Raw genomic sequence first — 15253 nt, 5'->3', positions numbered from 1 at the left:
AGCACCGGGCGCCAGGCGGATTCCTGCGCCGTCGTTGAGCGCTGCCTCCGACACGACGAGCCAGCCCTTTATTCCCGCCCAATGCGTACACGCCTGCAGCCACCGGGGCGGCCCACAACCGCAGTACCAGCACCTCCGTACGCCACAGACTCCCCGCCGCACCGGCGGGAGATCGGTAGAGGAAGGAGCACGAAGTGGGAGACACGACACCCTCCGTCGAGGAGGGTCTGGTGGTCGCCGTGGAAGTCCTCGCGAGCGTCCACGACCGGCACGACAGCAGCGCCTCCGACCCGGGGCAGGGCGGCTCGGGTGATGGCCCCTGGCCCGGGGGTGACGGGCTGAATCACGCGGCGTAGCCGCCAGTCCTCTGGCGGAGGGGCTGCGCACGCGGTCCCTCCGCCTCCCACATCCGATCTGGCACAAGGAAGGGAACAGCTCATGGAGCATCGATTGGTTCGTGCCGTCGAAGAGGCACTCGGGTGGGATGGTCCAGGCCCGCTCGGTAAGGCGTTCGCCCGGGGAAACCTCAAGGACCCCGAGGTCCTGGCACGGCTGCTCACGCCTCCGCGCGTGCTCGACGTGATCATGCGCCGGAGCCTCGCCAACCCCCAGTTCCGTTTCTTCAAAGGCGGTGAGGAGCTACACCCGGACGCGTACCTCGACCGTCAGGTCACACCCCGGGGACAGGCGATACCGATGGCGGACATGCGCCGCTTGGGCAGCCTGCTGCGGGAGGGCGCGACGCTGGTCCTGGACCAGTCGAACGTCTTCGATCCCACGATGGAGGCGGTCTGCCGGGCAATGCAGTGGTGGTCCCGGGAGCACGTCCAAGCGAACGTCTACCTGACCACGAACGACGCGTCCGGCTTCGACCTGCATTGGGACGATCACGACGTCCTCATCGTGCAGTTGGCCGGCGAGAAGCAGTGGGAGGTACGCGGCGCCTCTCGTCCCGTGCCCATGTTCCGGGACGCCGAGCGGAACGACACTGCCAGCGAAGAGATCGTGTGGACCGGCACCATGAAGGCCGGCGATGTGATGCACATTCCCCGCGGCTACTGGCACGCGGCCACCCGTGCGGGCCAGGGCGGCGGCCACAGCACCCACGTGACCTTCGGCTTCGCCAAGCGCACCGCGGTGAGCTGGCTGAACTGGCTCGCCGACTGGTCCCGCCAAGAAGAGGTGTTCCGCCACGACCTCGACCGCTGGGGCAGCCCCGACGAACAACAGGCCCAGCACTTGCTGCTGGCCACCGCCGCATCTCGCCTCATCGACTCCCGCGACCCGGCGGAGTTCCTCAGGCTCCGCGAGCAGGAAGCTCCTCCCGGCAGGCACGTTCCCTTTCTCGACATCTTCGGCCCTTTGGAGGCCGTGGCGTGTGTCAGCGAGTTCCCACCCCTGATCAGAGAGGTCGGGGGGACCGTTGTCGTGGTGGCAGCGGGCAAGAAGCTCACGTTCGCGGGCAGGGCTCTGCCGGGGCTCCGCATGCTCCTGAGCGGCCACCCCGTGCGGCTGGACGAGGCCGCCCGCGCGGTGGGCGCCGAGGTGGAGGCACTGGCGAAGATCTTGGTGGAGGAGGAGCTGTGCGCGAGTCTGACCCCCGAATTGTTCTCGGGCTACACCGATCTCGTTACGAGCGCCGGATCCTGACGAGCGCGCTGGAACTTGGGATCGACGCGATCGACACCAGCTTCAACTACCGTGGTTTCTCAGCCCACGTCGCCCTGGCGGACGTCGGAAGCGATCTTCTTCCCCGCTTCACGCTCTCCACCAAGGTCGGCTTCTTCCCTGCCGACGGACAGGTCGAGCACTCCCTCGACCCAGGCCGGCTCCGGGAAGCCATGGAGCAGACGAACCGCGACCTGGGCCGCGCGCCGGACCTGATGTTTCTGCATAACCCTGAGCGTTCTCTCACCGGCTCACCGGACGCTGCGCAGGATGCTCTGGGCATGGCGTGTGCGGCCCTGGAGGCAGCCGCGGCAGCGGGGTTGTGTGGAGCCTGGGGCATCTCCTCCTGGGATCCCCGTCCGCTGCCCGAACTCGCTGTCGGCACCATGCCTAGGCCCGACGCGCTCATGGTTCGCGGGGGCCTCCTCGCAGGGATCGACGTCCTGGAAGCGTCCGAATCCCTGGCAGCTCAGTGGGGCCTCGGCGAGGGCCAGCTCTGGGGTATGAGCCCGTTCGGGGGCAAGGCCATAGATCCGCTGTGGGGCGAGCTCGACCCACAGGTGTTCATCCAGGACTCTGATGACGGCCTCTCGTCCCTACAGGCCGCATTCCGCACCGCGTTCTGGCTACCGAGGGTGGGAAGGATCGCCGTCGGTACGGATAACCCCTCCCACCTGCGGGAACTGGTCGACGCCCTACGGTACGAGGCTGACACCAGGAACGTCCGTACATACCGGCAGCTCCTCCGCGAACGGGCGGGCCGTCAGCCCTTCTGAAGATCCTTCGCCACCCGTGCCGCCATGTCGCGCGCCAGTTCGAGGCGAGGGTCCTCGGGGTGGGCGTCCGGGGCCAGGAGCTTCGCGCAGACGAACAAGGTCATCAGCTTGCCGTCCCGGCTCTCCAGATCGTGGCGTCGCTCGTGACGGACTCGATCGGCCAGCGCCGGGACGGCGAGGGAGTTCCCCCACAACGACGCCGCGTCCAGACCTTGAGGGGCCATGCCCCAGTCCTCCCAGTCGAACAGGCAGAACTGCGGTCCGGTCATGTTCGCCCAGTTGAGGTCCGCGTGCGCGGGCCGCCACTGCTTCAACTTCAACGCCGTGTCGATTCCGACGGGGAGGAACGGCTTGATCGCCTCAGCAACACCGCTCTGGGTGATCGTGACGGTGTCCGGGGTGGCCACGCGCCTCGTGTGCTGCACGGCCAGCGCGTCCAACGACGTATTCAGGGCCTGCCACCACTCGTCCGGCAGGTGGGGATCGGTGGCCAGAACGCTGCTGCCGATCGGCGCTCCTGGCAGGAGGTCCGTCTCGTCGGCCCGCCACATCACGCCATCATCGGGCTCGCGCCAAGCCGTACCCCGGTGCCACTGGGGCCTGGCCACCCCATCCAGCAGGGCAGCGCATTCGGTCCCGTTCCAGCCCTGGCCACCGATCTTATCGATTCGGCGCCGTTCGATCCGCACCCACGTGCCACGGTCGGTACGCGCACCGAGCGAGCGCCGTTTACGTACCAGCGTCCCCAGGTCCAACGAAGTCTGGAAGGCACGCTCAACCTGGGTGAGTACGTCATCGACCGGCTCAACTCGCAGGTCGACTTGGCGTGTAGCGGACGGGGAAGACGGCACTGGACCTCCATTTGCGACTGAACGAAACTAGCAAGAAACGGCTCGTGCGAGTCCCAGAAGGAGCGGAAGTGACGCAGCAGAAGTCTGACGAGCGGCCGGGCATCGCCGCAGCCATCGTGGTGCACGAGGGGCGCGTGCTCCTGGTACGACGTCGGGTTAGCGAGGGCAAGCTTTCTTGGCAATTCCCCGCCGGAGAGGTCGAGCTCGGCGAGGCCCGTGAAGATGCCGCCGTGAGGGAAACCCAGGAGGAGACCGGCCTAGTCGTGGGAGCCGTGAAGCTGCTCGGCGAGCGCATCCACCCGGCAACGGATCGGCTGATGTCCTATACGGCCTGCGAGGTGCTGGGCGGCGCTGCACACGTTGCGGACGCCGACGAACTGGCCGAGCTCGCTTGGGTGACCCACGCTGAGATTCCCCAGTACGTCCCGTACGGACTCTTCGAGCCGGTGCAGCACTACCTCGACGCCACGCTCCCCTGCGGTTCTGACGGGGTCTATCGGCGCTGACTGTGCTGTTGTTTGGTGGGCGTCGTGATTGCCGCTGGAGGCTGTGGTTCTCGGACCTGCTGCGCGGCGACCGCGGACGTCACGGTCGAGCGGAGGCGAGCGGCTTCGGCGCGGCGGTTGGGTGCGGGGTTGCGGCTGGTGTGGTGGATGCGGGTGATCAGAACGCGGGCGGGTTGGCGGGCTGAGGTCAGTTCGCGTTGAGCGGCGGCTTCCTTGAGGAGCTGGTGGGGGTGGTGGCCTCGGGCTTCGGCGTCGGCGAGGACGGTGGCGAGGGCCGGCCAGGCGGGGTCGGTGAGGATGCGTTGGGCGTGTTCGGGGACGGCGGTGTGTACGTCGCGGGCGAGGGTGCGGCGGGCGTCTTCCCTGGGTAGGCGGGCTTCGAGTTCGGTGAGGGTGGGGTTGAGGGCATGGTCGGCGGCGGTCTGGAGGTGCTGGATGGTTTGGCGGGCGGCGTCGGCCTGGTGGCCGTGGCCCTTGGCGTCGTGCCAGCGTGTGGCGAGGATGGCGGCCCAGAGCATGGCGGCGACGAGCGCGGCGAGGGCGCTGCCGTCGGGGCCTGTCGCGGTGGCGGCGATGTCGCGTGCGGCGGTCCGCAGGGTGTGGGCGGTGCGGTCGTCTGCCCGTATCTGGGAGCGCTGCGCGTGGGCGTACGCCTGACTGGCGGCCCGTAGTTGATCGCGTAGGTCGGCGGGGGCGTTCTGGGCGGTGGCTTCGATGAGTTCGCCGAGGGCGGTGATGTGGGCCTGCGCCCGCGCGTCACGCGTGTTGTCGTCGGTCGCGGTTTCGGTGCGGAAGGTGTCGAGGGCGTCGGTAGCTTGGTGCCAGGGGGTGCTGGGCCGGGTGCGGCGGGCGGTGGGGTGTTCCTCGGGCGCGGTGGTTTCCAGGCGGGCTTTTAGTTGGGGCAGGGACAGGTCGGGGGCGATCTTCCCGCCGGGGTGGAAGATCTGTTCGCCGTTCTTGCCGAGGTCGCCGGGGCGTCCGGCCGCGTAGCCGAGGAGGTCTCCGGACGGGCCGCGCCGTGGCTTGACCGGGATGTCGTCGGCTTCGAGGTAGGCGAGGAGTTCCTCGGCTGTGGTGGCGTGGGGGATGGCGGCGCGGATGCGGTCCTGGAGCCATTGCCTGCTGGTCTGTTCCCAGCCGAGGCGTTCGGCCTTGTGCATCTCGGCCTGGGTGGGGCGGCGGGTGCCGGTGCGGTCGCCATTCTTCAGTTGCCGAAGGCCGTAGTCCTTCTCGATCTGCCGGCAGGCGTTGCCAACGCGGAGACCGCTGTCGTGCAGCTTGGGACGGCGGCCGTCCTCACGAACAGTGGTGGCGAGGATGTGGATGTGGTCGTCGGCGTGGCGTACGGCGATCCAGCGGCATCCCAGATCGTCTCCGGCGGGGGTGATTCCGGCGGCTTCGACGATGCGCTGGGCGATCTCGCCCCACTCGGCGTCGGAGAGGTGGCGGTCTTCGGGGGCGGCGCGGACCGGGCAGTGCCAGACGTGGTCGGTGACCGGTTTGCCGAACTCGCTGTTGCGCAGGCGGACCGGCGCGTCGAGGTGGCGGCCGAGTGCGGTCAGGGTCGCGTTTTCGTCGCGGCCGGGGTCGGGCATGGCGAGCATCGCGAATCCGGCGACGATGTGCGGGTCGAGGTGTTCGTCGTGGCGGCCGGGGCCGTAGAGGTAGGCGAGCAGGCCACGGGTGTTTGCCCCGGACGGTTTGATGGCGGCGATCACGGTGGTCAGACCTCCCGCAGGTCGGCGGGCTCGCACAGGGCCTCGGCTATGAGCTCCAGCAGGTGATGCAGCTCGGCGAGGTTTCGGCGGATGTCCGGTGGGGTGAGGTCGCTGTTGAGGGCGCGGGCGATCTGGTTGACGTTGACGCCTATGCGGTTGAGGTGGCGCAGCACCTGTGAGCGGAATTCGTGCGTGCGGCGACGGTCCTCGGACAGCGGGAGATTCGCAGTGAACCGCCCGTCGACGAAGGCGAGGACTACGTCGGCGGCGAAGCCGGACTCGCCCTTGTAGCCGTGCTCTGCGGCGGCCTCCCGCAGGGGGACGTGCTCGGTGTCGGTGAAGCGCAGGGGGCCAACGCGGACGGTGCGTTTGTCGCCGGTGAAGCGGCGGATCGTGAGCTGGACACTGTGCACCGTCGGCTCGCCGGCGGCGGGCTGGGCTTCGCGGGCGGGTCGCAGGATCTGCTGCTGGGCGGCGTGGAGTGCGTCCGGGTCGGGGCCGCTCTCGGCCCCGGCTTCCCGGTCCGGCGCCCCCTGGCGCTGGGCCGTCTCCGCCACCCCCGGGGCGGAGACCCCCGAAGACCGGCCATGAGTCGGACTCGGGGTACTACTGGCTCCGCCAGGAGCCGCCCGTCCGAACGCCCGCTGCAAACGCTCCTTCAGCGTAGGTGACTTCGTCAGCGGCTGTGGCTGGTCGAGAGTGTCCTCGGCTTGGTGCGGGTCGTGGGCCATGGGTGGTTCTCCGGAGAAGAGTGGGCGGGCTGGTGGGGCCAACGTCCCGGCCACGGGCGTGGAGAAGTGACCGGGTGGCGAAGCTGGGATCGCGTGGCCGGTGGCCGGATGAGTTCCGGCCACCGGCTGGTGGGCGGTCAGGTGGTGGCCGGATCGGCTTCGTATTCCGACCGAAGGACGTTCATGACCTCGGTCAGCCGTTGGCCGCTGACCGTATGTCCCTTGTCGTGTATGGCCTGTTGGACGATGGCCCGAGTGAGTTTCCGCTTCTCGGCCATAGCGATCCGTCCGATCTCCACCAGTTCCTCGACTGCTGCGCTGGGCGGGCGGCCACCATGGGGTTGGCTCTCGGAAGCTGGGTGCGGCGGCTGCTTCCTGGCGGAAGTGGCCGACTGGTGTGTGGTGGAGCGAGCGGATGGTGTGGCGTGTGGTTCCAGTGTCTCGGCGGAATCGCCGGCAGGGTGGTCGAGGGGCCGGTCGATCAGTTGGTGGATCTGCCGCATCAGCACGCCGAAGGCCAGCAGGGCGGCGGTCGGGGGGACTGCGGCAACCACGTAGTCGAGCGGAGGCACAGTGGCTGCATTGCCCGTGCCGTTGACCCCGGCCACGTTGAGTGCGATGGAGCCGACCGATCCGGTGGCGGTCATAGCGATGGCCCACCAGTCGGTCACTCGGCGTAGCCCGGCGCGGAGCATCAGTAGCTCACCCGCGACGATGAACGCGTCCAAAGTCGCAGGCCAGGCCCATTGCCGCACGGGGGAACTTCCCAGCCCATGCTGTCCGGCAACCTGGGCGAGGTGTGCGTAGGACAGCCAGAATCCCCCGGCGGTGAGGGCGATGATGACGGTTCCGGCCGCGACGAGGGCGTACCGCTCGGCAGCGTGCGGGCGCGTTGCTTGTTGCCTCGCGTCCTGAGCGCGCTGGGCACGGGGCGTGGGGTGATTCCGTCGGCTGGCCTGGCGGGGTGTGGCGGGTGTGGTCATGCGGGTTCTCCGGGGGTGGTTCTGCGGAGGCGATCACGGCGTTCACGCAGGGGGCGTACACGCGAGCCCCCTTCTAAAGGGGGGCTCACGCGTGAACGCTGGGGCGCGTGTACGGCGTGAACGATCGCGTGATCGTCTGACCTGGGGTTTTACGCTTGGCGTGTACGCCTGCGGTGTGGCGTGTGCCGGTTTGCGGGGGAGGGGAGCGTGTACGCCCTCGTGTACGGTCCCGGCGTTCGGCGGTGGTGTCAGGAGACGGCGCCGATGTGGCGGACGGAGGCGCGGTAGCGGGCCTGCTGGCCGCCTCCGGTGCCGCCGGCTGTTCCTTCGGCCTTGTCCGCGAGTCCGGCCCTGACGAGGCGGTCCAGTGTGCGCCTGGCTTTCTCGGTGGCCGAGCGTTCCGGGTTGTTCTGGCCGCTCTGGATCATGGCGAGTTCGCGCACGGTCAGGCCGTCGGGGCCCTGGCGCAGGATGGCGACCGGGTTGAGGGCGGGGTCGAGCGTCGAGGTGCCGCGTTCGTGGTCGTGGATGACCTGGAGGGGGCCGATCTCGCCGGTGGGGGTTTTGAGGTGGTGCAGGGTGACGGCGAGGTCGCCCGCTTCTCCGGAGACGAAGAGGACGCTGCCCGCGCCGGAGGTGATCCAGGTGGAGCCGTAGACGCGGTCCAGGGTGGGCTTCTGGGCGCGTGGTGCGCCCTCGGTGGCCTTGCGTTGGTGGTGGAGTTCCATGATCTCGACGCCGTTGCGGATGGCTCGCTGGCGGGCGTTGTTGTAGGCGACACCGAGGGCGTCGTCGACCAGTGTGCTCACCGCGTCCTTGAGGCTGTCGATCACGATGGTGTCGGCCTGGTGGGCGGCGGCGAGGTCGGCGAGGAGGTCGGGCTCCTTGTCCAGAGTGGCGGGCAGAGGCCCCTGCCAGACGGCGAGCCCGTCGCGCAGGCGCTGCTCATGCTCGGGCTCTACGCCGCGTGCCATGGCTCGGGCGATCTGCTTGTACCGGTCCAGCGCCAGGTACAGCACCCGCCGACTCGGTGCGACCGGCATGTCCAAGACGCTGTCCGCCAGGCCCAGGCGGGCGAGGATCAACTGGTGGGCCAGTGTGGTCTTCCCGACGCCGGGCGCACCGACGATCATCAGGCTCTCGCCCGACGACCACGCCGTCTGTTCCCGAGTGCCCCACAGGGGCTCGGTGTCGGTGCCGGTCTCGGTGACGAAGCGCCATCCATCGGTGACGAACCGGGAGAGCCGGCCCCGTCCCGAGGCGAGTGCACGCTCGCGCTCGGTCCGGACCTCGGACTCCACCTCGCTGCGGATGGCGTCCGGATCGGCGCCCGGCTCCATCGTCCGCTGGGCGGTCCGGATGCCGGAGGCACAAGCGCCGCAGGTCGGCCATCCTGTGCACGATGCCCGCGTAGTAGATGGCGCTGCTGACCGAGGGCACGGCGTCGGCGAGCTGGTGGACGTACACCACACCCCCGACCCGCTCCAGGTCGTCCTGTGCCCGCAGCTGGTGCGACAGGACGACGGGGTCGGTCGGCTTGTCCTCGCCGTGCAGAGCCAGGATCGTGCGCCAGACCGTCTCGTGCGCGGGGCGGTAGAAGAAGTCGGCTGCGTCGAGAAGTTGGCGTACCTCGTCGATCACCGCCGCCTCGTGCATGCAAGCCCCCAGCACGGCGGATTCGGCGTCCACGTCGTGTGGCGGGACCGCGGTGAGGTCGCTCGGTGTGGGCCGGCGGCCGGTTGCCGTGAGGTGTGGCGCGTTCGGCCGGGGTTCGTCAATACTGGACATTGAGCTCCTCGACTTGCGGGCCGTACGGGACGGCGAATCCCAGGCCACGCGGGTCAATCGTTCAGGGATGGGCGGTTACGAGAGTTCGTGCTTGGCCCCCGGTGTTCGTAGCACCGGGGGCTTTTTGCGTTCACCCCTGTTCGGGGGTGGACGACCACAGTACTTGATCTTTTCGGAAGCGCAACGGTTGCATTCTGCTCCGCAATGGTGTTTAGTTTTCACCATCGCCCCGGCTGTCCGTCGGGCCTGGTGAGGAGGTGCAGTGATGAGCGGTGACGAAGGCGCCTCCCGCGCGGGTCCGGACCGGCCGCCGGCCGAGGATCATGTCGCGGAGCGCATCAAACTCGAACGCGAGGCGCGCGGATGGAGCACGGTCACGCTCGCCGAGCGAATGGCCGACGCCGGCCACCCGGTCAACCAGTCCGCGATCTGGCGCATCGAGAGCGGCAAGCCCCGACGGCGGGTCAACCTCGATGAGGCACTTGGCTTCTGCAAGGTCTTCGACCTGACCTTCGACGACCTGACCAGCCCGCCTGGCCAGCTCGCCAACCCGCTGGTCCGTCGTCTCGTCGGCGAGTACGTCGCGAGATGGAAGGAATGGCGGGCCCTGGGCAAGGACATGCGCCGGATCCAGGACGAACTCGCGGCGTACACGGACGCCAATCCGAACCAGGAAGACATGGTCAAGACCCTGCTGACCCACGAGCTGACCATCGCCTCCAACGGCGAGTTCCACCACCACCGCGGAGCCCCGACGCAACTCCGCAGCTTCCTTGGCGAGCGCATGGACACGCCAACCGAACAGAGCTGACTCGGCCCCTCGCTGCTACGAACAGCGTGGGTCTCGCCATCCTCGGCTCCTTCTCTTCACGCCCATCCCTGAACGACTTGCCGGCCCATCGGGATTCGCCGTCCCGTGACCTGCCAGGAGAGGACCTCCCTTGCCCCGAACCGAACTGCCGCTTGCCCAGATAGCGGACCTGCTGGACGTCCCCGAGGCCGACCTGCGGAACCTGCTGTCCGAACGGCGTCCAGCCGAAGGCGACACCACCCTCGTCGCCCTCACCGTCGCCGAAGCCGCGCGGCGCATCGGCATCGGCCGCACGAAGCTGTACGAGTACGTCACCTCCGGCGAGATCGCTTCGGTGAAGATCGGCAGCTTGCGTCGGATCCCAGCGGAGGCGGTGAACGACTTCCTTGCCCGGCGCCTCACGGCCGGCGACTTCGGGGCCGCGGCATGACCGGGGGTGGGACGGCGAAGAGCCGTCAGCCCAACGGCGCCTCCTCCGTCTATCTCGGCAAGGACGGCCGCTGGCACGGCCGCGTCACCGTCGGCGTCAAGGACGACGGCACGCCGGACCGGCGCCACGTCAACCGCAAGACCCGTGCGGAGGTCACCAGGACCGTCAGGGAATTGGAGCGGCAGCGGGACAAGGGCGCGGTGCGCAAGCCGGGCCAGAGCTGGACGCTCGCGACCTGGCTCACCCACTGGGTCGAGAACATCGCAGCGCCGAACGTCTCCGAGAACACCATCGACGGCTACCGCGTCGCGGTGAACCACCACCTCATCCCCGGCCTGGGCGCCCACCGCCTGGAGAAGCTGGAGCCGGAGCACCTGGAGCGCTTCTACAAGAAGATGCAGGAGACCGGCAGTGCCGCCGGTACCGCCCACCAGGTGCACCGCACCCTCCGTGCCGCTCTCAACGAGGCCGTGCGACGGGGGCACGCCATCCGGAATCCGGCGACGATCGCGAAGGCCCCGCGCCTCGAAGAGGACGAAGTCGAGCCGTACTCGGTCGAGGAGGTCCAGCGCCTCCTGGCGGAGGCCGGGAAGCACCGCAATGCGGCCCGCTGGGTCATTGCCCTGGCGCTCGGTCTCCGGCAGGGCGAGGTCCTCGGCATGCAGTGGACCGACGTCGACTTCGAACTCGGAGTCATCCGCGTCCGACGAGGCCGCCTGCGGCCCCGCTAAGAGCACGGCTGCGGCAACCGCTGCGGGCGCAAGCCTGGCTTCTGCCCGCAGAAGATCAACGTCCGACGCGAGACCAAGAGCGTGAAGTCACGCGCCGGGCAGCGGCCTATCGGCGCCCCTGAGGAGCTGCTTCAGCTTCTTCGGCAGCATCGCGAGGAGCAGGCCCGCGAGCGAGTCCGGGCTCGTGACCTGTGGACGGAGAAGGGGTACGTGTTTACCTCACCCACCGGCGAGCCCCTGAATCCGAACACCGACTACCACAAGTGGAAGGAACTGCTGAAGGCCGCCGGCGTCCGCGACGCCCGCCTTCACGACGCTCGTCATACCGCGGCGACGGTCCTGCTCATCCTCGGCGTCTCAGACGCGGTCGTCGACTCCATCATGGGCTGGGAACCCGGCAAGTCCGCCCGGATGCGCCGCCGTTACCAGCACCTGACCAGCCGCGTTCTAAAGGACACTGCCGCCAAGGTCGGCGGCCTCCTGTGGGGCACGCTCCAGGAAGGGGGAAGTGCCACGCCGGAGGCCGGCCAGAGCCCCGTCCCCGCCGAGCTGCTGGTCTATGTCGCCCGCCTCGGAGAGCGATGGGTTCCCTTCCTTCACCGCGATCACGCCCACGAGGTCGTCACACGGTGGAGCGAGGACTGGCCCGACCGCACCGCTGAGGTCGAGGAATGGGACCGCTGGCGCTGGGAACGCCAGGGCCCCGGCGGCGCGAGCGCCATCCGCGACCGCGTGCCGGAGCGGGCTGTGGTCTTTCACGCCCGAGCTCTGTTCCTTCCCGGTGGCGACCGCGCGGCGACCGGACTACCTGACCAGTGGTCGTTGCCGGCTTGGGACTTCGAGACCGACCGCTACACCGACCGCGCCTCGGCTTGGCGCACGATCCGGCGCCCCGGCTCAGGCCAGGAGGTCGAGGCCCTAGTGCGTGGCACGGACAAGGCGGCGGTCGAGGTGGCCTTTACCGAGGCTTGCGCACAGGCTGTGGACCGCGCCCGGAACCCATGGAAGTACGGCGACACCGACGAGTGGTAGTGCCTGGAGCACTACCTACCAGGGGAGAACCGCACTGGATCACCAGTCAGGTGTGCATCTGGGGATGGGCCAGGGTCTGCACAGAGCGACGAGGCCCGGCAACCGCCACGGGTTGCCGGGCCTCCGCGCATTCGTCAGTCGACGAGGTAGTGGGCTTCGATGTAGGCGACGGTGGAGTCGTACGGCTCTCCTACCGGCTTGAGTGCGTATCGGCGGAAGACCGCAGCGGTGGCGCGGCGGGCGCCTCGGTCGCGCGCGTCGGCGTTGTCCCATGCCCGAGCGAGGGTGCGGGTGACTACCTGGTCGATTTCCTCGGCCAGGTTCCGCTCCGTGATGGTGAGGCCGGCAGGTGCGTGGTCGTGGATTATCCGCGACAGGACACCGATGTGGTCGTCGTCCAGGACGACGACGGCTTCGTCGGGGTGCTTTTCGGCGTTGACGATGGCCCGGGCCACCCGAAGCGCTTCGGACAGGAAGTCCAGTGCGTCCTGGGCATTCTGGATGATCCGGTCCCGCAGCTGCTTGATGCGCTCCGCGAGGGCGGTGTACTTCGCGGACCCCGGTTCGACGCCCTTGTCGAGGGCAGCCTTGATGTGGTCCAGGATTTCCGCTGCTGACGGCGGTGACGTGTCCGCGCCGTCATTTTTGTCGGTCTTGGGGCGGACGAGCGCCAGCAGCTCCTTGAGGACGGTGATGCCCTTGGCGTCCAGGACGAGGGTTTCCTCCTGGGAGGCGACCACGGAGAAGGAGTGGACGTGGGCGTTGATGATCTCCAGGACCATCGGCCCCAGCTCGGTCAGCCGTTCCTTCCTCTCCTCGTCGGAGGACTTCTTGAACAGGGTCGTGTACACGGACCCGAACAGTCCGAAGCCGTCGCTGTACTTGGCGACCCGCTTGTCGGTGTTGATGAACGGGTACAGGCGGGCCAGGAGCCGGTAGTCCTTGCTGAATACCTCGGCGGCGTCGGGGTTGGCGTCCAGGAAGATGTTGATGGCTCGGACGGACTGGTATCCGTGGACCGTCAGGTCGACGCCGTCCACGTCCGCGAGGAGGTCTTCGATGCGGGCGAAGGCGGTGCGGAATTCGGCGACCAGTTCGGCCAGGTCGGTGACGAACCCGCCTCCCTTGCTGGGCGCAGCCGCGGTGGGGTCGACGACGGCCCGTTGGACTTCTTCGGCCAGGCCGATGTAGTCCACGACCACGCCGGAGGTCTTCACGAAACCGGTCGGTGATACCCAGGTGCGGTTCGGGCGAGTGATCGTCTGGAACAGGTTGTGGGCCTTCAGTGGCTTGTCCAGGTAGAGGACTCCCTCGTTGGGAGCGTCGAACCCGGTCATCAGCTTCGCGGTCACCACTAGGAAGCACAGAGGATCGTCTGGGCTGAGGAACCGCCGCTTTTGCTCCTCTTCCTCGGTCTCCGAGAGCTGGTACGGCTTCATGTCAACGTCTTCGGTCTTGGAGTCCGAGACGGAGATGTTCACCTCTGCAGCGATCCGCTGGTGCTTCCCGACCTCGCCGAGCACCTGAGATGCCTCGAAGCCGGCAAGCAGCTCGTTGATCTTGTCCGTGTACGCCACAGCCAGCTCACGGTTGTAAGCGACGACCTGCGCCTTGAGGCCGTTGCGATAGGCGCCGGCCAAGTAGTGGTCCACGATGTGCTGGCAGACCGTGTGGATACGGTCAGGGTTGGCGAACACCGAGGTAAGGCGTCCGAACTTACGGGACAGGGCCTCGCGGTCAGGGTCGTCAAGGTCGAAGTCGTCGGCGAACTCGTCGAACTCGGCCTGCAACGCCTGGTCGTCCATCTCGAACGAGACCGGGTGCGGGTGCAATATGACCGGGACGGTCGCCTCGTCCAGCAGCGAGCGGGATACCGAATACCGGTGCAGCACCCTGCCCGGGTCGGCCTCTTCTCCGAAGAGGTCGAAGGTGTCGGTGGCGAGGTTCCTGATAGGGGTGCCGGTCATGCCGAAGAACCTCGCATTGGGCAGAGCTGCGCGCATCTGCCCGGCCAGGGACTTTTCATCGGAGGACTGGGTGCGGTGTGCCTCGTCTACGAGCACGATGATGTTGCTCCGGACCGACAGGTTCTTGCCGGCCTCGGCGAACTTGTGGACGGTCGTGGAGATGACACCACGCACGTCGTCGGCCAGCAGGGACCGCAGCTTTTGGCTGTTCGAAGGCTTGTGGAAGTACGCGTTCCCCATGGCGGAGGTGAAAACCCCTGAGGTCTGCCGGACGAGGTGATTCCGGTCCGAGAGCAGGATGATCGTGGGCGACTCGGTACGGGTATCGGCCAGTAGCAGCGCGGCGGCGAACACCATCAGCAGGGTCTTTCCGGAGCCCTGGTGGTGCCAGACTAGGCCCTTCGAGCCGCCCTGCAGGACGCGCTCGTGGATCAAGTGCGCAGCTTCCATCTGCGGATAGCGCGGCAGGTACTTCTTGTCGGTCCCGCCCCCGGCGGTGTCGAAGAGGGCGAAGTTGGCGAGCATGTCCAGGACCGTGGCCGGGTTCATCAACAACTCGACGGAGCGCTTGACGTCGGCGTATCCGGACAGGTTCTCGTCGTCGTCGGTTGACCGGAACGGTTGCCACAGGTTCGTGGGCGCGCCAGCGGCGCCGAACCGCAGCTTTAGCCCGTCCGTGGCGACGGCGAAAACGTTAGGCGTGAAGAACCAGGGATACTCGGTGGCGTACACGTCGTTGATCTCGCGGGCCGCGTCCGCCCACGCGGACTTCGAGGTCGGGGACTTCACCTCGACCACGACCAGGGGCAGGCCGTTGATCCAGTAGACGAGGTCGAACCGCCGGGAGGTCTTACCCGGCACGCTGATTGTCACCTCGTCCGAGACGACCAACGTGTTGGTGGTCAGTGTCTCGTAGTCGATCAACTTCAACGTGTGCCACACACCGTCGTTGTCCCGGAACTCCTTCCGCCCGCGCAACAAACGCAGCACCTGCTCGTTGGCCCGGACCAGTCCGCCTTCGACGGCGGTGACCGTGGCCACGACTTCCTCGACCACCACGTCGAGGTCAAACTCGTTGATCACCCCGGGGTTCAGCCTGACGATGGCGTCACGCAAGTGGGAGACGACCACCGTCTGGATGGTCTCCCGCGGCAGCGCCCGCCCGGCGGTGTACTCCCAACCCATCGGCAAAGACCACTGGATCATCTGGTTCTGGAACTCGCGCTCCCGAATACCCTTCGCCACGCCTTGGACCCCCCTA

General features: G+C 68.1%; 12 protein-coding genes and 2 pseudogenes. 7 read left to right on the top strand and 7 right to left on the bottom strand.

Translation table 11 applies throughout. The features are described from left to right. Positions 1–194 precede the first annotated feature (194 nt). From ACFRMN_RS27165 to ACFRMN_RS27155, 3 genes are all read left to right on the top strand, one after another. Entirely contained in the window at positions 195–356 is a 162-nt protein-coding gene (locus tag ACFRMN_RS27165) for a hypothetical protein (RefSeq protein WP_383023833.1), read from the top strand. An 82-nt stretch (positions 357–438) separates the two neighbouring features. Next, entirely contained in the window at positions 439–1650 is a 1212-nt protein-coding gene (locus tag ACFRMN_RS27160) for a JmjC domain-containing protein (RefSeq protein WP_383023830.1), read from the top strand. Continuing rightward, positions 1584–2444, top strand: a complete 861-nt coding sequence (locus ACFRMN_RS27155; protein ID WP_383023827.1) for an aldo/keto reductase — start codon at positions 1584–1586, stop codon at positions 2442–2444. The genes ACFRMN_RS27160 and ACFRMN_RS27155 overlap by 67 nt, the downstream gene beginning before the upstream one ends. Here ACFRMN_RS27155 and ACFRMN_RS27150 read toward each other — a convergent pair. Next, positions 2432–3295 (bottom strand): hypothetical protein, encoded by an 864-nt coding sequence (locus ACFRMN_RS27150; protein ID WP_383023824.1) that lies wholly within the window; start codon positions 3293–3295, stop codon positions 2432–2434. The two genes, ACFRMN_RS27155 and ACFRMN_RS27150, sit on opposite strands and share 13 nt — an antisense overlap. Positions 3296–3363: 68 nt before the next feature. Between ACFRMN_RS27150 and ACFRMN_RS27145 the strand changes: the two genes are divergently transcribed. Next, entirely contained in the window at positions 3364–3801 is a 438-nt protein-coding gene (locus ACFRMN_RS27145) for an NUDIX hydrolase (protein WP_383023821.1), read from the top strand. Here ACFRMN_RS27145 and ACFRMN_RS27140 read toward each other — a convergent pair. The 5 genes and pseudogenes from ACFRMN_RS27140 to ACFRMN_RS27120 form a co-directional block, all read right to left on the bottom strand. Next, positions 3789–5519, bottom strand: coding sequence for a relaxase/mobilization nuclease domain-containing protein (locus ACFRMN_RS27140; protein ID WP_383023818.1), 1731 nt, complete (start codon positions 5517–5519; stop codon positions 3789–3791). The genes ACFRMN_RS27145 and ACFRMN_RS27140 overlap by 13 nt on opposite strands. A gap of 5 nt (positions 5520–5524) precedes the next feature. Next, positions 5525–6076, bottom strand: a complete 552-nt coding sequence (mobC, locus tag ACFRMN_RS27135; protein ID WP_383023815.1) for a plasmid mobilization relaxosome protein MobC — start codon at positions 6074–6076, stop codon at positions 5525–5527. A 311-nt stretch (positions 6077–6387) separates the two neighbouring features. After that, positions 6388–7233, bottom strand: coding sequence for a DUF2637 domain-containing protein (locus tag ACFRMN_RS27130; protein WP_383023812.1), 846 nt, complete (start codon positions 7231–7233; stop codon positions 6388–6390). 248 nt (positions 7234–7481) lie between these two features. Continuing rightward, positions 7482–8573: an AAA family ATPase gene (locus ACFRMN_RS27125; protein ID WP_383023809.1), complete on the bottom strand. Its 1092-nt coding sequence runs from the start codon at positions 8571–8573 to the stop codon at positions 7482–7484. A gap of 115 nt (positions 8574–8688) precedes the next feature. After that, positions 8689–8889: pseudogene (locus ACFRMN_RS27120) on the bottom strand (DnaB-like helicase N-terminal domain-containing protein); the annotation flags it as partial. A 397-nt stretch (positions 8890–9286) separates the two neighbouring features. Here ACFRMN_RS27120 and ACFRMN_RS27115 point away from each other — a divergent pair. The 3 genes and pseudogenes from ACFRMN_RS27115 (at position 9287) to ACFRMN_RS27105 (ending at position 12025) form a co-directional block, all read left to right on the top strand. After that, positions 9287–9832 (top strand): helix-turn-helix transcriptional regulator, encoded by a 546-nt coding sequence (locus tag ACFRMN_RS27115; protein WP_383023806.1) that lies wholly within the window; start codon positions 9287–9289, stop codon positions 9830–9832. A 130-nt stretch (positions 9833–9962) separates the two neighbouring features. Continuing rightward, the gene (locus tag ACFRMN_RS27110; protein ID WP_383023803.1) at positions 9963–10262 is read left to right on the top strand and encodes a helix-turn-helix domain-containing protein; all 300 of its coding nucleotides are present in this window, start codon (positions 9963–9965) and stop codon (positions 10260–10262) included. Continuing rightward, positions 10259–12025: pseudogene (locus tag ACFRMN_RS27105) on the top strand (tyrosine-type recombinase/integrase). Before ACFRMN_RS27110 ends, ACFRMN_RS27105 begins: the two are co-directional and overlap by 4 nt. Before the next feature lie 134 nt (positions 12026–12159). Here the strand turns inward: ACFRMN_RS27105 and ACFRMN_RS27100 are convergent. Then, on the bottom strand, positions 12160–15237 hold the full coding sequence (locus ACFRMN_RS27100; protein WP_383023801.1) for a type I restriction endonuclease subunit R: 3078 nt from the start codon (positions 15235–15237) through the stop codon (positions 12160–12162). Between the last annotated feature and the right edge of the window lie 16 nt (positions 15238–15253).

The organism is Streptomyces sp. NPDC056835 (assembly GCF_042789485.1).
Taxonomy (GTDB): Bacteria; Actinomycetota; Actinomycetes; order Streptomycetales; family Streptomycetaceae; genus Streptomyces.
The sequence above is the reverse complement of the archived record's forward strand: the minus strand, read 5'-3'. Positions and strand labels throughout refer to the sequence as shown.